The organism is Cupriavidus sp. 05L310 (assembly GCF_056398185.1).
On record NZ_JBFTOX010000007.1, the window covers coordinates 120,174 to 135,828 of the forward strand.

Annotated in this window: 13 protein-coding genes; 10 read left to right on the plus strand and 3 right to left on the minus strand. The window is 67.2% G+C overall.

The genetic code is table 11. The features are described from left to right. Positions 1-212 precede the first annotated feature (212 nt). From AC1DS6_RS06565 to AC1DS6_RS06575, 3 genes are all read left to right on the plus strand, one after another. Entirely contained in the window at positions 213-1,433 is a 1,221-nt protein-coding gene (locus tag AC1DS6_RS06565; RefSeq protein WP_441636565.1) for a CaiB/BaiF CoA transferase family protein, read from the plus strand. Positions 1,434-1,564: 131 nt separating this feature from the next. Continuing rightward, positions 1,565-2,020, plus strand: a complete 456-nt coding sequence (locus AC1DS6_RS06570; protein WP_441636563.1) for a DUF2214 family protein — start codon at positions 1,565-1,567, stop codon at positions 2,018-2,020. A gap of 88 nt (positions 2,021-2,108) precedes the next feature. Further along, positions 2,109-3,131, plus strand: coding sequence for a tripartite tricarboxylate transporter substrate binding protein (locus AC1DS6_RS06575; RefSeq protein ID WP_477102302.1), 1,023 nt, complete (start codon positions 2,109-2,111; stop codon positions 3,129-3,131). Between the two features lie 86 nt (positions 3,132-3,217). Here AC1DS6_RS06575 and AC1DS6_RS06580 read toward each other — a convergent pair whose 3' ends face one another. Then, positions 3,218-4,963, minus strand: coding sequence for a potassium/proton antiporter (locus tag AC1DS6_RS06580; protein WP_477102303.1), 1,746 nt, complete (start codon positions 4,961-4,963; stop codon positions 3,218-3,220). Positions 4,964-5,313: 350 nt separating this feature from the next. Between AC1DS6_RS06580 and AC1DS6_RS06585 the strand changes: the two genes are divergently transcribed. Continuing rightward, positions 5,314-5,775, plus strand: coding sequence for a tripartite tricarboxylate transporter TctB family protein (locus AC1DS6_RS06585; RefSeq protein WP_035866512.1), 462 nt, complete (start codon positions 5,314-5,316; stop codon positions 5,773-5,775). 12 nt (positions 5,776-5,787) lie between these two features. After that, positions 5,788-7,290 (plus strand): tripartite tricarboxylate transporter permease, encoded by a 1,503-nt coding sequence (locus AC1DS6_RS06590; protein ID WP_045236067.1) that lies wholly within the window; start codon positions 5,788-5,790, stop codon positions 7,288-7,290. A 132-nt stretch (positions 7,291-7,422) separates the two neighbouring features. Here AC1DS6_RS06590 and AC1DS6_RS06595 read toward each other — a convergent pair whose 3' ends face one another. Beyond that, the gene (locus AC1DS6_RS06595) at positions 7,423-8,337 is read right to left on the minus strand and encodes a LysR substrate-binding domain-containing protein (protein ID WP_441624739.1); all 915 of its coding nucleotides are present in this window, start codon (positions 8,335-8,337) and stop codon (positions 7,423-7,425) included. Between the two features lie 223 nt (positions 8,338-8,560). On the opposite strand from AC1DS6_RS06595, the gene AC1DS6_RS06600 reads away from it, so the two are divergent. Beyond that, complete coding sequence (locus tag AC1DS6_RS06600; protein ID WP_441624740.1) at positions 8,561-9,538, plus strand: Bug family tripartite tricarboxylate transporter substrate binding protein; 978 nt, start codon at positions 8,561-8,563, stop codon at positions 9,536-9,538. A 139-nt stretch (positions 9,539-9,677) separates the two neighbouring features. Then, positions 9,678-11,303, plus strand: a complete 1,626-nt coding sequence (gene ggt, locus AC1DS6_RS06605; RefSeq protein ID WP_477102304.1) for a gamma-glutamyltransferase — start codon at positions 9,678-9,680, stop codon at positions 11,301-11,303. Positions 11,304-11,390: 87 nt separating this feature from the next. On the opposite strand, the gene AC1DS6_RS06610 is transcribed toward ggt, so the two are convergent. Continuing rightward, positions 11,391-13,082 carry a serine hydrolase domain-containing protein gene (locus tag AC1DS6_RS06610; protein ID WP_477102305.1) on the minus strand — a complete coding sequence of 564 codons (1,692 nt, stop codon included), beginning with the start codon at positions 13,080-13,082 and terminating at the stop codon, positions 11,391-11,393. Between the two features lie 305 nt (positions 13,083-13,387). Between AC1DS6_RS06610 and AC1DS6_RS06615 the strand changes: the two genes are divergently transcribed. From AC1DS6_RS06615 to AC1DS6_RS06625, 3 genes are all read left to right on the plus strand, one after another. Beyond that, positions 13,388-14,248 (plus strand): PhzF family phenazine biosynthesis protein, encoded by an 861-nt coding sequence (locus AC1DS6_RS06615; RefSeq protein WP_441624748.1) that lies wholly within the window; start codon positions 13,388-13,390, stop codon positions 14,246-14,248. A gap of 124 nt (positions 14,249-14,372) precedes the next feature. Next, a complete protein-coding gene (locus AC1DS6_RS06620; protein WP_477102306.1) occupies positions 14,373-14,993 on the plus strand; it encodes a pyridoxamine 5'-phosphate oxidase family protein in 621 nt (206 codons plus the stop codon). Between the two features lie 9 nt (positions 14,994-15,002). Next, positions 15,003-15,620 (plus strand): FMN-binding negative transcriptional regulator, encoded by a 618-nt coding sequence (locus AC1DS6_RS06625; RefSeq protein WP_441624752.1) that lies wholly within the window; start codon positions 15,003-15,005, stop codon positions 15,618-15,620. The last annotated feature ends 35 nt before the right edge of the window (positions 15,621-15,655 follow it).

Consider the following 15,655-nt stretch of genomic DNA (forward strand, 5'->3'; position numbering starts at 1 on the left):
GCGCGGCCCGCGGCGCCCCGCCCCGGCACACTCCCCGCATGGCGCGATGTGCTCCCGGCGGCGTGCCGGTGGTAAAGTGCTGGCTGTCCCTGCCGGACGCCCCCGGGCCGGTTTCACGCCTGCCCCGACTGCCCCGCAAGCCGCCGCCCAGACAGACGGCGGGGCCGCCCGGCCTTCCCTTTGCCACTCTTGCCGGATCCGCATCACACCCCATGGGAGCTTTAAGCCACCTCCGCGTCCTCGACCTGACCCGTGTTCTCGCCGGGCCCTGGTGCGCCCAGAACCTAGCCGACTTCGGCGCCGACGTGATCAAGATCGAGCGCCCCGGCGCCGGCGACGACACCCGCACCTGGGGCCCGCCCTGGCTGCAGGACGGCGCGGGCCGCGATACCGCGGAGGCCGCCTACTACCTGGCGGCCAACCGCAACAAGCGCTCGGTCACCTGCGACATCAGCACGCCCGAAGGCCAGGAACTGGTGCGCGCGCTGGCCGCCCAGAGCGATGTGGTGCTGGAGAACTACAAGGTCGGCCAACTGAAGAAGTACGGCCTGGACTACGACTCGCTCAAGGCGATCAAGCCGGACCTGATCTATTGCTCGGTGACGGGCTTCGGCCAGACCGGTCCCTACGCGGCCCGCCCCGGTTACGACTTCATCATCCAGGGCATGGGCGGCTTCATGAGCCTGACCGGCGAGCGCGACGACCTGCCCGGCGGCGGCCCGCAGAAGGCCGGCGTGGCCATCTCCGACCTGATGACCGGCCAGTACGCCACCATCGCCGTGCTGGCCGCGCTGGCCCACCGCGAGCGTACGGGCGAAGGCCAGTACATCGACATGGCCCTGCTCGACGTGCAGGTGGCCATGCTGGCCAACATGAATACCAATTACCTGGCCAGCGGCGTGGCGCCCAGGCGCTGGGGCAACGCGCACCCCAACATCGTCCCCTACCAGACCTTCCAGGCCGCCGATGGCTGGATCATCGTCGCGGTGGGCAATGACGGGCAGTTCCGCAAGTTCGTCGCCGCCGGCGGGCGCCCCGAGCTGGCCGACGATCCGCGCTTCGCCACCAACCCGCAGCGCGTGGCGCACCGCGACGTGCTGGTGCCGATCATCGCCGAGATGGTCAGACCGCGCACCCGCGCCCAGTGGATCCTCGACCTGGAAGCCGCCGGCGTCCCCTGCGGCCCGATCAATACCCTGGACGACGTGTTCGACGATGCCCAGGTCAAGGCGCGCGGCCTGCGCGTGGACCTGCCGCACCCCAGCGCCGGCGAAGTCAAGCTGGTGGGCAGCCCGATCAAGATGAGCGCGACGCCACCCGAAGCCGTGCGCCACCCGCCGCTGCTGGGCGAACACACGGATGCCGTGCTCGGCGACATGCTGGGCTATACGCCGGAGCAGATTGCCGCACTGCGCGCCAAGGGCGTGCTGTAAGTCAGGCATGGCCGCCTGCGCCGCTCCGGCGGCGCGGGCGGAAAGTTGCAGTAGCCGTAGCGAAACAAGCAGAGAACCTTACCCTGTGCGCGCCGGCGTCCGGCGCGTGCCCCACCAAGAGAGGAGTTTGGATGCTGACCGACGCCCTGCTGGCCTTCCTGCACTTTACTTTCATCTTCCTGCTGATCGCCCTGATGACCGCCGAGGCCGTCGTGCTGCGGCCCGGCATGACCCCGGCCACGCTCAGGCGGCTCTCGGTCTACGACCTGATCTACTTCCTGTCCGCCATGGCGGTGCTGGCGACCGGCCTGCTGCGGCTGTTCTACGGCGCCAAGGGCGCGCAGTTCTACCTGCACAACCCGTGGTTCCACGCCAAGATCACTGTGTTCGTAGTGATTGCGCTGTGCTCGCTGCCGCCCACCTTCGCCATCCAGCGCTGGCGCCGTCAGGCGCGCAGCCTGCCGGACTTCGTGCCGATGCCGGCCGAGCTGAAATCCGCCCGGCGCTGGGTCATGATCGAGGCCCACCTGCTGATCCTGCTGCCGCTATGCGCGGTGATGATGGCGCGCGGCATCGGCATGAAGTAGGCTCCGCCAGCTTGTAAACGAGATTCCCAGCCGCCAGGCCCAGGCCGCCTCGCGCGCCCAGATTCCCAATCCCTACCGACGCATCCCCATGTTCAAGCAAAAACTTGCCGCGGCGCTGTTCGCCGCAGCCCTGCCCGCCATTGGCATCCTTGGCGCCATCGGCGCGGCGCCAGCCGCCGCCGCGGCCGCCTACCCGGTCAAGCCCCTCAAGTTCGTGGTGCCCTACCCGGCCGGCGGCCCGCTCGACACCGTGGCGCGCGCCATCGGCGACAAACTCAAGGACAGCCTTGGCCAGCCCGTCGTGGTGGAAAACCGCCCCGGCGCCGGCGGCAATATCGGTGCCGACTACGTGGCCAAGCAGCCCGCCGACGGCTACACGATCGTGATGGGCGCGGTAGCCACCCACGCCATCAACCCGACGTTGTTCGCCAGGATGCCTTACGACCCGGTTAAGGACTTCAGCCCGATCACGCTGGTGGCCGACGTGCCCAACGTGCTGGTCATGCATCCCGGCAAGGCCGCCGAGCTGCATATCGGCAATGTGCGCGAGCTGGTGGAGTACGCGCGCAAGAACCCCGGCAAACTGGACTATGCCTCGGGCGGCAACGGCAGCGCCGGCCACCTGTCCGGCGAGTTGTTCAAGAGCCTGGCCAGGGTGAGCATGGTTCACATTCCCTATAACGGCGCGTCGCCCGCGCAGTTGTCGGTGCTGTCCGGGCAGACCGACATGATCTTCGACAACCTCGCCTCGGCCTCGGCCAATATCAAGGCCGGCAAGCTCAAGGCGTTTGCCGTCACCACCGCCACGCGTGCCGCCGCCTTCCCCGAGTTGCCGACCATTGCGGAGGCTGGCAAAGGCTTGGGGCTGGAGGGCTTTGACATCTCCACGTGGTTCGGCGTGTTCGCGCCGGCCAATACGCCGAAGGAGATCGTCGACCGTCTCAACCACGAGATCGTGGCCATCCTCAAGACCGACGACATGAAGGCCAGGCTGGCCCGGATTGGCGCCCAGCCGGCGCCGACCACGCCGGAGCAGTTCGGGGCGCTGGTGCAGCGTGAGTTGAAGAAGTATGGGCAGATCGTCAAGGTGTCTGGTGCCAAGGTGGACTGATCCGCCAGGCAAAACGCCGCCCCTTGAATGAAAAACGGCCCGCGCGGGCCGTTTTTCATTCCTGTTCGGGGCGTCCCCGCCAGCCGTCAGGACACCTCCGGACTGGTCGCGCCGGACTCCGCGCGCGGCAGCAGCAAGCCCACCTGGATGATGCGTGGCCCGTCCATGCGCGTCACGGTCAGCTTCAATCCAGCGATCTCCACCGCGTCGCCCTCCACCGGCGGCGACGTAAATGCCTTCTGCATGGCAGCTTCCAGCGTCCGGGCGGCTTCGTCGGCGCTCAGCTCCCGCGTACCGTAAAGCCCCGCCACATCCCGCAGCATGGCCTCCCCGGACAAGAGGAAATCATGGCTTGCCTTGCCCCAGGCCGGCGCCGGCCCGGGGCGGTGGAACAGCAGCGCCAGCATCGGCACGCTGGTGGCAGGCGCCAGGATGGCAACCACGTCGCCGGCCGCCAGCATGGTCTGCTCGGGTGCTACCAGGGCCTTGTCGCGCACCACCGTCAGCAAGCGGCAGCGCGGCGGCAACTCAAGCTGGTCGCCGCGCAGGTTCTCGGTGGGGGAATCCGCCCCGACCCTGAACTGCATCACCTCCAGCGCCGGCCCATGGGTGCCGTGCAGGCGCGCGCGGGCCAGCGGCTCGGGATAGGCGGGCCGCAACACACGCGCCAGCCGTGCCGCCAGCGGCACGGTGGTGCCCTGCAGCAGCAGGCTGGCCAGCACCACCGCAAACGCAATGCGAAACAGCAGCCCGGAGTCCGGCATGCCCTGCAGCATCGGGAACAGCGCCAGCACGATGGGCACGGCCCCGCGCAAGCCCATCCACGCCACGAAGCCTTTCTCGCGCGCGCTGAAACGGAACGGCAGCAGCGCCAGCCAGACTGCCGCCGGGCGCGCCACCAGCATGAGGAAGGCCGCCACCGCCACCGCCGGCAGCGCCACTTCCCAGATCCGGTGGGGCGCCACCAGCAGGCCAAGCAGCAGGAACATCGCGGACTGCGACAGCCAGGCCATGCCATCCATCGCCCGCATGGTGTCGGCGCTGACCGCACGGTCGCGGTTGCCCACCAGGATGCCGGTCAGGTAGACCGCCAGGAAGCCGCTGCCGCCCGCGGTCTGCACGATCGCGAACACCATGGCACCGCCAGAGCACAGCAGGATGGCCTGCAAGCCTTCGGCCACGCGCATGCGCTCCATCACATTGGCCAGGCAGTAGCCCAACCCGAGCCCGAGCAAGCCGCCCACCCCAAACTGCACCAGCAGGCGCCACACCAGCGCGCCGGGGCTCAGGCCGGCGGGCGCGGCGATCCAGTCGATCAGCGTCAGGGTCAGGAAGATGGCCATCGGGTCGTTGATGCCGGACTCGATCTCCAGCACGCTGGCGACCCGCTCCTTGAGCCGGATGCCGCTGGTATTGAGCAGCGAGAACACCGCCGCGGCATCGGTCGAGCCCACGATGGCGCCCAGCAGCAGGCCGAGCTTCCAGTCGATCTCCAGCACCCAGGCGGCGAACAGGCCCACCAGCCCGGTCGTGACCAGGACCCCGACGGTGGCCAGCGACAGGGACGGCCGCAACGCAACCCGGAAAGTCGCCAGCCGGGTACGCAGGCCGCCATCGAGCAGGATCACCGCCAACGCCAGGTTGCCGACCAGGAAGCTCAGCCAGGTGTTGGCAAAGCGGATGCCGCCGGGGCCATCCACGCCAGCCAGCATGCCGACCGACAAGAAGACAAGCAGGAAAGGCACGCCCAGGCGCGCCGAGAAGGCGCCCACCACAATGCCCAGGGACATCACGATGGCGCCGATCAGGATGACATGGTCAATGCTTTCCAAGACGGCTTTCCCTTTCAGTACCAATGCCGCGCCGCATCGGCCGCGGGCTGCGTACGCGGCGGCAACGGCAGCGCAGCCGACGATGATAACGCAGCGCCATGTCAGCACTGCCGCGCCCCCGTTGCGAGGCGCAATCCGGCGCCGGCGCCATGCCGTCCGGCCCGCCTTCATATGTCGCCTAGGGAGATACCCGGAGATTGACCATTTTTGCAGACATCTGAAAGGTAGCTGAAAGGTCCCCCCCTTAATTTCCACCCTGCCAGCGGCAGGACGAATGCAAGCGTCATTTTTGCGCACTGCAACATCGACGGCCGCACGGATTTCAAGCAGTTTTTTCGAGGAGAATCATTTTGCGCATTCGTAGCCAAAAGGACTTTGCCTCCGGCCTGATGTTCATCCTGGTCGGATTCGGCTTTTCCTGGGTCGCACGTGGTTATTCCATGGGCACCGCCGCCAAGATGGGCCCGGGATATTTCCCGTTCTGGCTCGGCATCGTGCTCGCCCTGCTGGGCGCGCTGGTGCTGTGGGGTTCCCTGTCCGCCAAGAAGGAAGAAGATCAGCTGGCGCGCTGGGACATCAAGACGCTGTTGTGGATCCTGGGTTCGGTGGTGCTGTTCGGCCTCATGCTCAAGCCGCTGGGCATGGTGTTGTCCGTGCTGGTCCTGGTACTGGTGTCCTCGATGGCCAGCCATGAATTCAGCTGGAAAGGCGCTGTCGCAAACGCGGTCATCCTGGTGCTGATCAGCATGGGTGCGTTCGTGTATGGCATCAATCTGCAGATGCCGGTGTGGCCTGCATTCTTGGCAGGTTAAGGAGACGGCCATATGGAACTACTAGCCAACCTGGGCCTCGGCTTCTCGACCGCCCTGACGCTGCAAAACCTGGCATACGCCTTCCTGGGCTGCGTGCTGGGTACCCTGATCGGCGTGCTGCCGGGCCTGGGGCCTCTGGCCACCATCGCCATGCTGCTGCCGGTGACCTACACGCTGCCGCCGGTGGCCGCGCTCATCATGCTGGCCGGTATTTACTACGGCGCCCAGTACGGTGGCTCCACCACCGCCATTCTGGTCAACCTGCCGGGTGAATCGTCGTCGGTGGTGACTACCATCGATGGCTACCAGATGGCCAGGCGAGGACGAGCGGGGGTGGCGTTAGCCACCGCCGGCCTGGGCTCGTTCTTCGCCGGCTGCGTGGCTACCCTGATCCTGGCGGCATTTGCTGCGCCGCTGTCGGAACTGGCGTTCAAGTTCGGTCCCGCCGAATACTTCTCGCTGATGGTGCTGGGCCTGATCGGCGCCGTGGTGCTGGCTTCCGGTTCGCTGGTCAAGGCCATTGCGATGATCGTGCTGGGCCTGCTGCTGGGCCTGGTCGGTACCGACGTGAACTCGGGCGCGGCGCGCTTCTCCTTCGACGTGCCTGAACTCACCGACGGCCTGAACTTCGTCTCGGTGGCGATGGGTGTGTTCGGTTTCGCGGAAATCATCGCGAACCTGGAACAGAAGGATGCCCGCGAGACCTTCACCGACCACATCACCAACCTGTTCCCGACCAAGGAAGACTTCAAGCGCATGATCCCCGCGGTGCTGCGTGGCACGGTGCTGGGTTCGGCGCTGGGCATCCTGCCGGGTGGCGGTGCTGCGCTGGCTTCGTTTGCGGCCTACTCGCTGGAAAAGAAGACCTCGAAGTACGCGCATGAGTTCGGCAAGGGTGCCATCGAAGGCGTGGCAGGCCCGGAATCGGCCAACAACGCCGCTGCGCAAACCTCCTTCATCCCGCTGCTGACGCTGGGCATTCCGCCCAACGCGGTGATGGCGCTGATGGTGGGTGCGATGACCATCCACAACATCCAGCCGGGCCCGCAGGTCATGACCAGCAACCCCGCGCTGTTCTGGGGCCTGATCGCCTCGATGTGGATCGGCAACTTCATGCTGATCATCCTGAACCTGCCGCTGATCGGGATCTGGGTCAAGCTGCTCAAGGTGCCTTACCGCTACCTGTACCCGGCCATCCTGACCTTCTGCTGCATCGGCGTGTATTCGGTCCAGAACACCACCTTCGACGTGTTCCAGACCGCGGCCTTCGGCGTGATCGGCTACCTGTTCATCAAGCTGAAATGCGAGCCGGCTCCGCTGCTGCTGGGCTTCGTGCTGGGACCGATGATGGAAGAGAACTTCCGCCGCTCCCTGCTGCTGTCGCGTGGCGAGTTCACGGTGTTCGTGACCCGTCCGCTGTCGCTCGGCCTGCTGATCGCCGCCGCCGTGCTGGTGCTGATCGTGGCGCTGCCGTCGATCAAGAACAAGCGCGAAGAAGCGTTCCAGGAAGAATAATCCAGCAAGTCCCGCGGCCAGCCAACGTGCCGGCCGCGAGCGACCGTGCCAGCAAGACCCTCAAGGTGCCGCCAGGCACCTTTTTTTATGCCTGCTTCGCTTCCATGGCCACGAGAAGTGCGCTGCTTCGCCTCACGGCTGCGCCGCCACGCCATCGCCGCCCGGGGCATCGAACAATCCCGCGCAAGCCTCCCGCACCGCCGCCGCGACATGCCGGCGCGCATGGTCGCGCCGCTCCAGCATGCCGATGGTACGCATCACCGGGGCGCCGCCCACTTCCAGGGGCAGGATGCGCAAGGCCTCGTCCTCCCGCCAGCGCGCGCGCTGCAAGAGCGGCACCACGGTCACGCCCACCTGCTGGCGCACCAGTTCGACCAGCGCCTCGATCGAGTTCAGTTCCAGGAACTCGTTGACGCGCAGGTGCGCGCGCCGCAGCGCCCGCTCCACCAGCAAGCCGGTGCGCTGGCCGCGGTCGAATCGCAGGAAGGGGTTGGCCGCCAGCGCCTCGCGCGCGTTCGCCCCCGGGCTGTCACGCCCTGCAATCGCCACCAGCGGCTCCTGGTAGAGCGGCGTCCACGCCAGGGTGCCGGCCAGCCGGCCAGTCCCCTCCACCAGCATTGCCGCGTCAAGCTCGCCCGCTTCCACCTGGGCCGCCAGTTCGATCGACTTGGCGCCAACCAGGCGCACGTCCAGCGCCGGATGTTCGCGCTTCATGCGCGCCACCACATGCGACAGCCCGCCCATCACCGAGACCACCGCCCCCACCGCCACCGCGCCGGCCATCGCGTCCGGCGCTTCAGGCGGCAAGCGCATCTCGTCATAGAGCGCGAGCATGCGCCGCGCCTGCGGCAACAGCTCGCGGCCGCCGGCATTGAGCGCCACCACCCTGCCACCCCGGTCGAACAGCTCGCGGCGCAGCTCAATCTCCAGCGCGCGCATCTGCAAGCTGACCGCGGCCTGCGTCAGCGCCACCCGCTCGGAGGCAGCGGCAAAGGAACCGTGGTCGGCCACGGCAACGAAAGTGCGCAGGAAACGGATGGTGCTCATGGGAAGGGCTCGCGAAATGAGGCAGACCGGCCATGCCGATACTTAAGAAAACATTGAGACACAAGAAAGAAATATTAGCTTTCATTATGATGCCCTGCACGGAATAATGATGCGCAGCACCATCAACGCGGGCCTGGCGCCACCAGCCTCGGCCTGCGCGCGGTGCGTTGCCCGAAGGCCGGCACCGGCCCGCACTGCCTTGCTTCCAGATCCGGAGATCACCATGAAACACTGGCTGCGCCTGTTTGGCACGAGCCTCGCCACCGGCCTCGCGCTGAGCGCCGTCCCGGCACTCGCCGACACCTATCCGAACAAGCCGATCCGCCTGATCGTGCCGTTCCCGGCCAGCGGCGCCACCGATCTGCTGGCCCGCGCCATCGCGCAGAAAGTGGGCACCAACATGGGCCAGCAGATCGTGGTCGACAACCGTCCCGGCGCGGGTGGCGCGATCGGCTCGGACATGGCCGCCAAGGCCCCGGCCGACGGCTACACGCTGCTGATCGCCACCACCAGCACGCACTCGATCGGGCCGTACATCAACCCCCGCCTGCCGTACAACACCGAGACCGACTTCACGCCGATCAGCCAGGTGGCCATCGCCACCAACGTGCTGGTGGTGCCGAACAGCCTGCCGGTAAAGAACGTCAAGGAACTGATCGACTACGCCAAGAAGCATCCAGGTGAACTGAACTACGCGTCCAGCGGCAACGGCACCGTGGTGCACCTGACCGCCGAGGCCTTCAAGGCGCAGGCCGGCGTATTCATCACGCACATCCCGTATCGCGGTACCGCGCTGGCCGTGCCCGACCTGATCTCCAACAAGGTGCAGATCCTGTTCGACAGCATCGTCTCCGGCCTGCCGCATGTGAAGGACGGCAAGCTCAAGGCACTGGCCGTGACCAGCCTGAAGCGCTCGCCGCTGGCACCCGAGATCCCCACCGTCAGCGAGTCCGGCCTGCCGGGCTTCGAGTCCGATACCTGGTTCGGCATCTACGGCCCCAAGCAAATGCCGGCCGAACTGGTGAACCGCCTCAATGCGGAATTCAACAAGGCGATCCAGTCGCCGGACGTGAAGGAACGCCTCGGCAAGCTGGGCGCCGAACCCGTCGGCGGCACGCCGGCGCAGTTCGCCGCCATGGTGAAGAAGGACAGCGCGCGCTGGGGTAAGCTGATCAAGGACCGCAAGATCACCGTGGAATAACGGCGCCGGAGTCACAGCGACTTCCGCCGTACGCCCCGTCCCCGCCGATGCGGGAGGCGGGCGCCAATACAAGCGCGAATCCTGGCGAGCCGACAGGCACGGCCCCCCCGCCAGGACAGCGAACCGAACCGAGGCAAGCATGCAGAACTTCAACTGGACCAATCCCTACCCTTCCGTGCGCATTCCGCTGTTCGCGCGCAACGTGGTATCCACCTCCCACCCGCTGGCAGCGCAGGCCGGCCTGCGCATGCTGCTCAAGGGCGGCAACGCGGTGGACGCGGCCATCGCGGCAGCGGCGGCGATCACCATTGTCGAACCGGTCTCGTGCGGCCTGGGCAGCGACGCCTTCGCCATCCTGTGGGACGGCAAGGAAATGCATGGCCTGAACGCCTCGGGCGTAGCCCCGGCGGCGTGGAGCCCCGAGTATTTCAAGAACAAGTACGGCACGGACGCCAATGGCATCGCCAACCGCCCCGTGCGCGGCTGGGACGCCGTCACCGTGCCCGGCGTGATCGCCGGCTGGGCCGCGCTGCATGAGCGCTTCGGCAAGCTGCCCTTCGCCGAACTGATGGAACCCGCCATCGAGATCGCCGAGCGCGGCTACGCCGTGCCACCGGTGGTGGCGCACAAGTGGGCCGCCGCCGTGCCCGAACTGAAGGACCAGCCCGGCTATGCCGAGGCCTTCATGCCGAATGGCCGCGCCCCCAAGGTGGGCGAGAAATTCACGCTCAAGGCCGCCGCCGAGACACTGCGCAAGATTGGCGACACCAATGGCCGCGATTACTACGAAGGCGAGATCGCCGCGAAGATCGCTGCCTTCAGCAAGGAATGCGGCGGCGCCATGACGGCCGACGACCTGCGCAACTACAAGCCGGAATGGGTCAAGCCGATCAGCAAGTCCTACCGCGGCTATGAACTGCACGAGATTCCGCCGAATGGACAGGGCATTGCCGCGCTGGTGGCGCTCGGCATCCTCAACCAGTTCGACATGGCCTCGCTGCCGGTGGATTCGGTCGAGTCCCAGCATCTGCAGATCGAGGCGATGAAGCTGGCCTTTGCCGACCTCTACCGCTATGTGGCCGACCCGGCCAGCATGGAAGTCACGCCCGAGGCAATGCTCGACGACGACTACCTGAAGTCGCGCGCCAGGCTGATCGACATGGATCGCGCCACGCATTTCGATTTCGGCATGCCCAAGGTCGGCGGCACCATCTACCTGACCGCAGCCGACGAGAACGGCATGATGATCTCGTTCATCCAGTCGAACTACATGGGCTTCGGCTCAGGCGTGGTCGTGCCCGGCACCGGCATCAGCCTGCAGAACCGCGGCGTGGGCTTCTCGATGGACCCGAAGTCCGCCAACGTGGTGGCTGGCGGCAAGCGCCCCTTCCACACCATCATCCCTGCCTTCCTCACCAGGGACGGCCAGCCGGTGATGAGCTTCGGCGTGATGGGCGGCGACATGCAGCCGCAGGGCCACCTGCAGACCGTGGTGCGGATGGTGGACTACAACCAGCAGCCGCAGGCCGCCTGCTGCGCGCCGCGCTGGAAGGTCAACCGGGATTTCACGCTGGACATCGAATCCACCATGGATCCGGCCGTGGTGGCGGGCCTCAAGGCACGCGGCCACCAGCTCAAGTCGGTCGACGATCCCTACATGGATTTCGGCTCGGGACAGTTCATCTGGCGCCTGTCGGAAGACGCCGAGCATGGCTACGTGGCCGCCAGCGACAGCCGGCGCGATGGACAGGCAGTAGGTTTCTGACTTCCCGATAGCAGTACTGGGAGAGCGCCCGCGGCAACGTGGGCGCTTTTTTTTTGGCGGTTGGCGTCCCGGGGCACGCCATCGGCCTCAAGGCATCCGGCGCAGGCGAATCACACCGCTCTCGTAGAGGACAACGCCCGTGACCTGCCCCGCCGCATCGCGCTCGAACTGGAGTTGGGCAAGTCCGTTCTCGTAGACGAAGCGGTCGGCCTGCGCTGCCACCGGGAACACCGGCCTGCGCAGCCAGTTTCCGGATCGCACACCGAGCTGCCCGTTTTCGGCCCGGATATCAAAGATCAGGTCCGTGCGAATCAGCCGCTGGCTACGATAGCGGCCGACGTATTCCTGTTGCCTGTCGAGCGGCACGACGGCAATCGCCGGCGCGGCCGCTTTCGTGCGCAGCGCGGAATAGCCGGCGCCGCCTAGCGAATAGTCCAACCCAACGATCTCGCCGGCTTCGCGCCGGAACACATACTGCACGCCGACCTCGGTGTCGACAAAGGTGTCGTGCCCGGCCGGCGATAGCGGGCGGAACCCCCCGCCCGTGGCGCGCCGGTACAGCGTGCCATCCTGCGGCACCATAGTGACGTAATTGCTCTTGTCGACCTGGTAGATCCCGCCGTACTCCGCCAGCACGCCAGGCGCGAGCGCGGGCGCCGCCGGCATGGTGGGGTAGCGGCTGGCGGTGATGCCCAGCAGGACCTTGTATGAAGGCGCATGGGTATTGCTCACCAGCACGGCGGCCGCTTCCTGCGTGTCCGGCGCGAAGGCCAGCAAGGCGCGATAGCCCCCTGTCAGTCCGTCGTGGTAATACGTGCGATGGCCGGCCGGCCCGCGGATCAGCACAGCGTAGCCGATCTCCTCGCCACGGTAGCGGGCCAGCGGCGTGAGCGCCCGTTCCGCCGCCGGACCGAGCGGCCCGGCGCTGCCTGCCATCATGGCGCGCGCGAAGATGAGCAGGTCCGGGGCCGTCGAGCGCAGCGCGCCGGCGCCCGACAATGCATCGAAGTCCCATGGCGCCCGGGTCTCTTCGTGGCTATAGGCGGGCGCGAGCGCCTTGGCCTGCGGCCCCGGGAACTGGAACGTGCTGCGCATGCCCAGCGGTCCGGTGATGTTCTCGCGCACAAGCACATCCCAAGGCTTGCCGTACCGGTCGGCAAGCAGTTGCCCGAGCAAGCCCATCCCCAGATTGCTGTACGCCGCGCCGCAGGGCGGCGCGTGTTCCAGCGTCAGCCCGGAAAGACCGGCAAGCAGCTTCCGGCGGTCATGCCGGGAGAACGGGTTTTCGGTCCCGTAGCCGGGAAAATCCTGCGGCTCGCGGGGCAGACAGGCGCTGTGCGTCACGAGCTGGCGCAGCGTGATGGCGGCGGTCTCCGGCTTCAGCGCAGCGTGGCCCTGCAGAAGTTTGCCGAGGTTGTCGTCCAGCGACAGGTCGCCGCGCTCGACCGCCTGTGCGAGCAGCAGGCCCGTGAACAACTTGCTGATGGAGCCGATCTCGAATAACGGCTGTGCTTCCGGATCGCCGCCCTCCACGATCTCACTGGCCGCGCCCACGCGACGACGTTGTACGGCGTAGCGATCCTGTTTGTCCCGCCAGATGCCCACCGCCACGGTACCGGGTTCATCCTCGAGCACGGTCGTTGCGATTTCGGCGGGAGACGATGCGAAGGAGAGAGGGGCCGCGACCGCCGATGAGAGACAGGCAAGCCCGGCCGCCGCCGCGATCCATACGCTCAACGTCGTGGCCAAGCCACCAAACAAGTCCGTCTTGCTCGCCATGGGCATCCTCCGGTGGCCTTCATGCTGGATTGGCCGGACCGAGACAAGCCACCGGCGCCGCTACTATACCGTCAGCCAGTATTCGCATTTAGCAGCGAATACCCCTAGGTTCTTCCGGATTCGCCGGAAATCCGGTCATGCCGGAACCGGCCGCACGGACGCCGGCCTCGCATGGATCGGGCCCTGCCGGTCCCGCACCCAGGCCAACTGTCAGCAACTGGCCTGCCAGCCATCCCTTCGACTGTGCATGGCGTACGCCGGGTGGCGATTTACACTGGCCCCTTCCACTTCCAGCCCGAACAGCCATGACCGCCTACGCTTACCGCCTGCTCAACGTCTTCGCCGAATCCACTTTCGGCGGCAATCCCCTGTGCGTATTCGAGGATGCGCGCGGGCTCGACGACGCCACCATGCAAGCCCTGGCGCTGCAGTTCAACTTGTCCGAGACCACCTTCATCCTGCCCTCCGGGCAAGCCAGCGCCCAGGTCCGGATTTTCACGCCGGGCTATGAGATGCGCTTTGCCGGCCATCCCACGCTGGGCACGGCACATGTGGTGCGCGACCTGGCCGCTACCGGCGACGCGCTCACGCTCGAATTCAAGGCGGGCGTGGTTCCGGTGACCGCGCAGGGCGATGTGTGGACCTTCACTGCGCCGCATGCGGGCCAGCCGAAGACGGCACCGGCCGGCCTGCCGGATGCGGAAATGGCCTCCCTGCTCGGCCTTGCCGAGTCCGACCTGCTGGCTTCGCCGATGTGGGTCGACACCGGCGCCGACCAGTTGCTGGTACCTGTGAAGCATGTCGACGCCGTGCGCCGCGCGCAGCCCGACAGCGCGCGGCTGGCGTCCTGGCCGCAGAGCAGCCTGGGCCGCAAGACCGCCTACGTCTTTGCCTTCGATCCGACGCGGCCGGAACAGGTGGTGGCGCGCTATTTCTTCACCAAGCAGGGCGGTGGCGTGGCCGAGGACCCGGGTACCGGATCGGCCTGCGCCAACCTGGGCGGCTGGCTGATCGCCAGCGGCCACGCGCTACCGGCCGGATACCAGATCGCGCAGGGCGAGGCGGTCGACCGGCCGTGCACGCTGCGGCTGGAAGTGACCGCCGGGCAGGCCATCCGCGTGGGCGGACGCGTGATCGAACTGGGCCGCGGCACCATCAACCTGTAACACGCAGCCCAATCGTGCATGGTGGCGCGGGGCGGGCAAGCGCGACAAACCACGCGCAGCTGCGTTACAGTGAGATCCGCCCCGCCCATCAGCCCTGACGCGCAACCCGCACGCGCCCACCGACATGACCACGCCGCACGCCCTGACCACGCTGGCCGAACTGGAAGCCCACTACGCCCAGGCCAGCGAGGCCTCGCTCGCCAAGGAAGTCGATTACCTGCATCCGCACTACCGCGCCTTTGTCGAGGCCGCCCCGCTCTGCCTGCTCTCCACGGTGGGCGGGGAGTATGCCGAGTGCTCGCCGCGCGGCGACGCGCCCGGCTTTGTCCAGGTGCTCGACGAGCGCACCTTGCTGCTGCCGGACCGGCGCGGCAACAACCGCCTCGACAGCCTGCGCAACATCATCGCGGACCCGCGCGTGGGCCTGCTGTTCCTGATTCCCGGCGTGGACGAGACCATCCGGGTGGCCGGCACCGCCCATGTCTCGGTCGACCCGGCGCTGATCGCGCGCTGCATGGTGGATGGCAAGGCGCCGGCTACCGTGCTGGTGATCTCGATCCAGTCGGTGTTCTTCCAGTGCGCCCGCGCGCTGGTGCGATCCAGGTTGTGGGACCCGCAGACACAGGTGGCGCGCAGCAGCCTGCCGAGCAACGGCACCATCCTGGCCGCCGTGAGCCGGAATCCCTTCGACGGCGTCGCGTACGACGCGTCGCAGCCCGCCCGGATGAAGCAAACCCTGTATTGAGTCGAGCCCATGTACACGCCAGCCCACTTTGCCAGCACCGAAAGCGACGCCATCGACGAAGTCATGCGCCGCTACCCTTTCGCCACCCTGATCGGCAATGACGCCGACGGGCTGCCGTTCGCCACCCATCTGCCGGTGGTGGCGGAACGCAGCGGCGACGCCTGGCGGATCGAAGGCCATATGGCGCGCGCCAACCCGCACTGGCGCTGGCTGGAGCAGACGCCGCGCGCGCTCCTGGTGTTCCAGGGCCCGCACGGCTATGTCTCGCCGGCGCTGTACGAGCAGAAGCTGTCGGTGCCGACCTGGAACTACGTCGCCGTGCATGTGTACGCGGAAATCGCCACGCTTCACGACGCCGATGCCAAGGATGCGCTGCTCAAGCGCCTGATCGCGCAGAACGAGCCCGGCTACGCCGCGCAATGGCGGGAGCTGCCGGAGGATTTCCAGCAGAAGATGCTGGGTGCGATTGTCGGCCTGCGCATCGTGCCGACGCGAGTCGAAGCCAAGTTCAAGCTCAGCCAGAACCGCCCCGCGGCCGACCGCGCCCGCATTCTCGCCGCCCAGCAGGAAGGCAGCCCGATCGAGCGCGACATGGCAGCGTGGATGGCGCGCATGACGGGCGCCTGAAACGCTAAAGCCGGCTGCAACGCAACAGCTGCCCC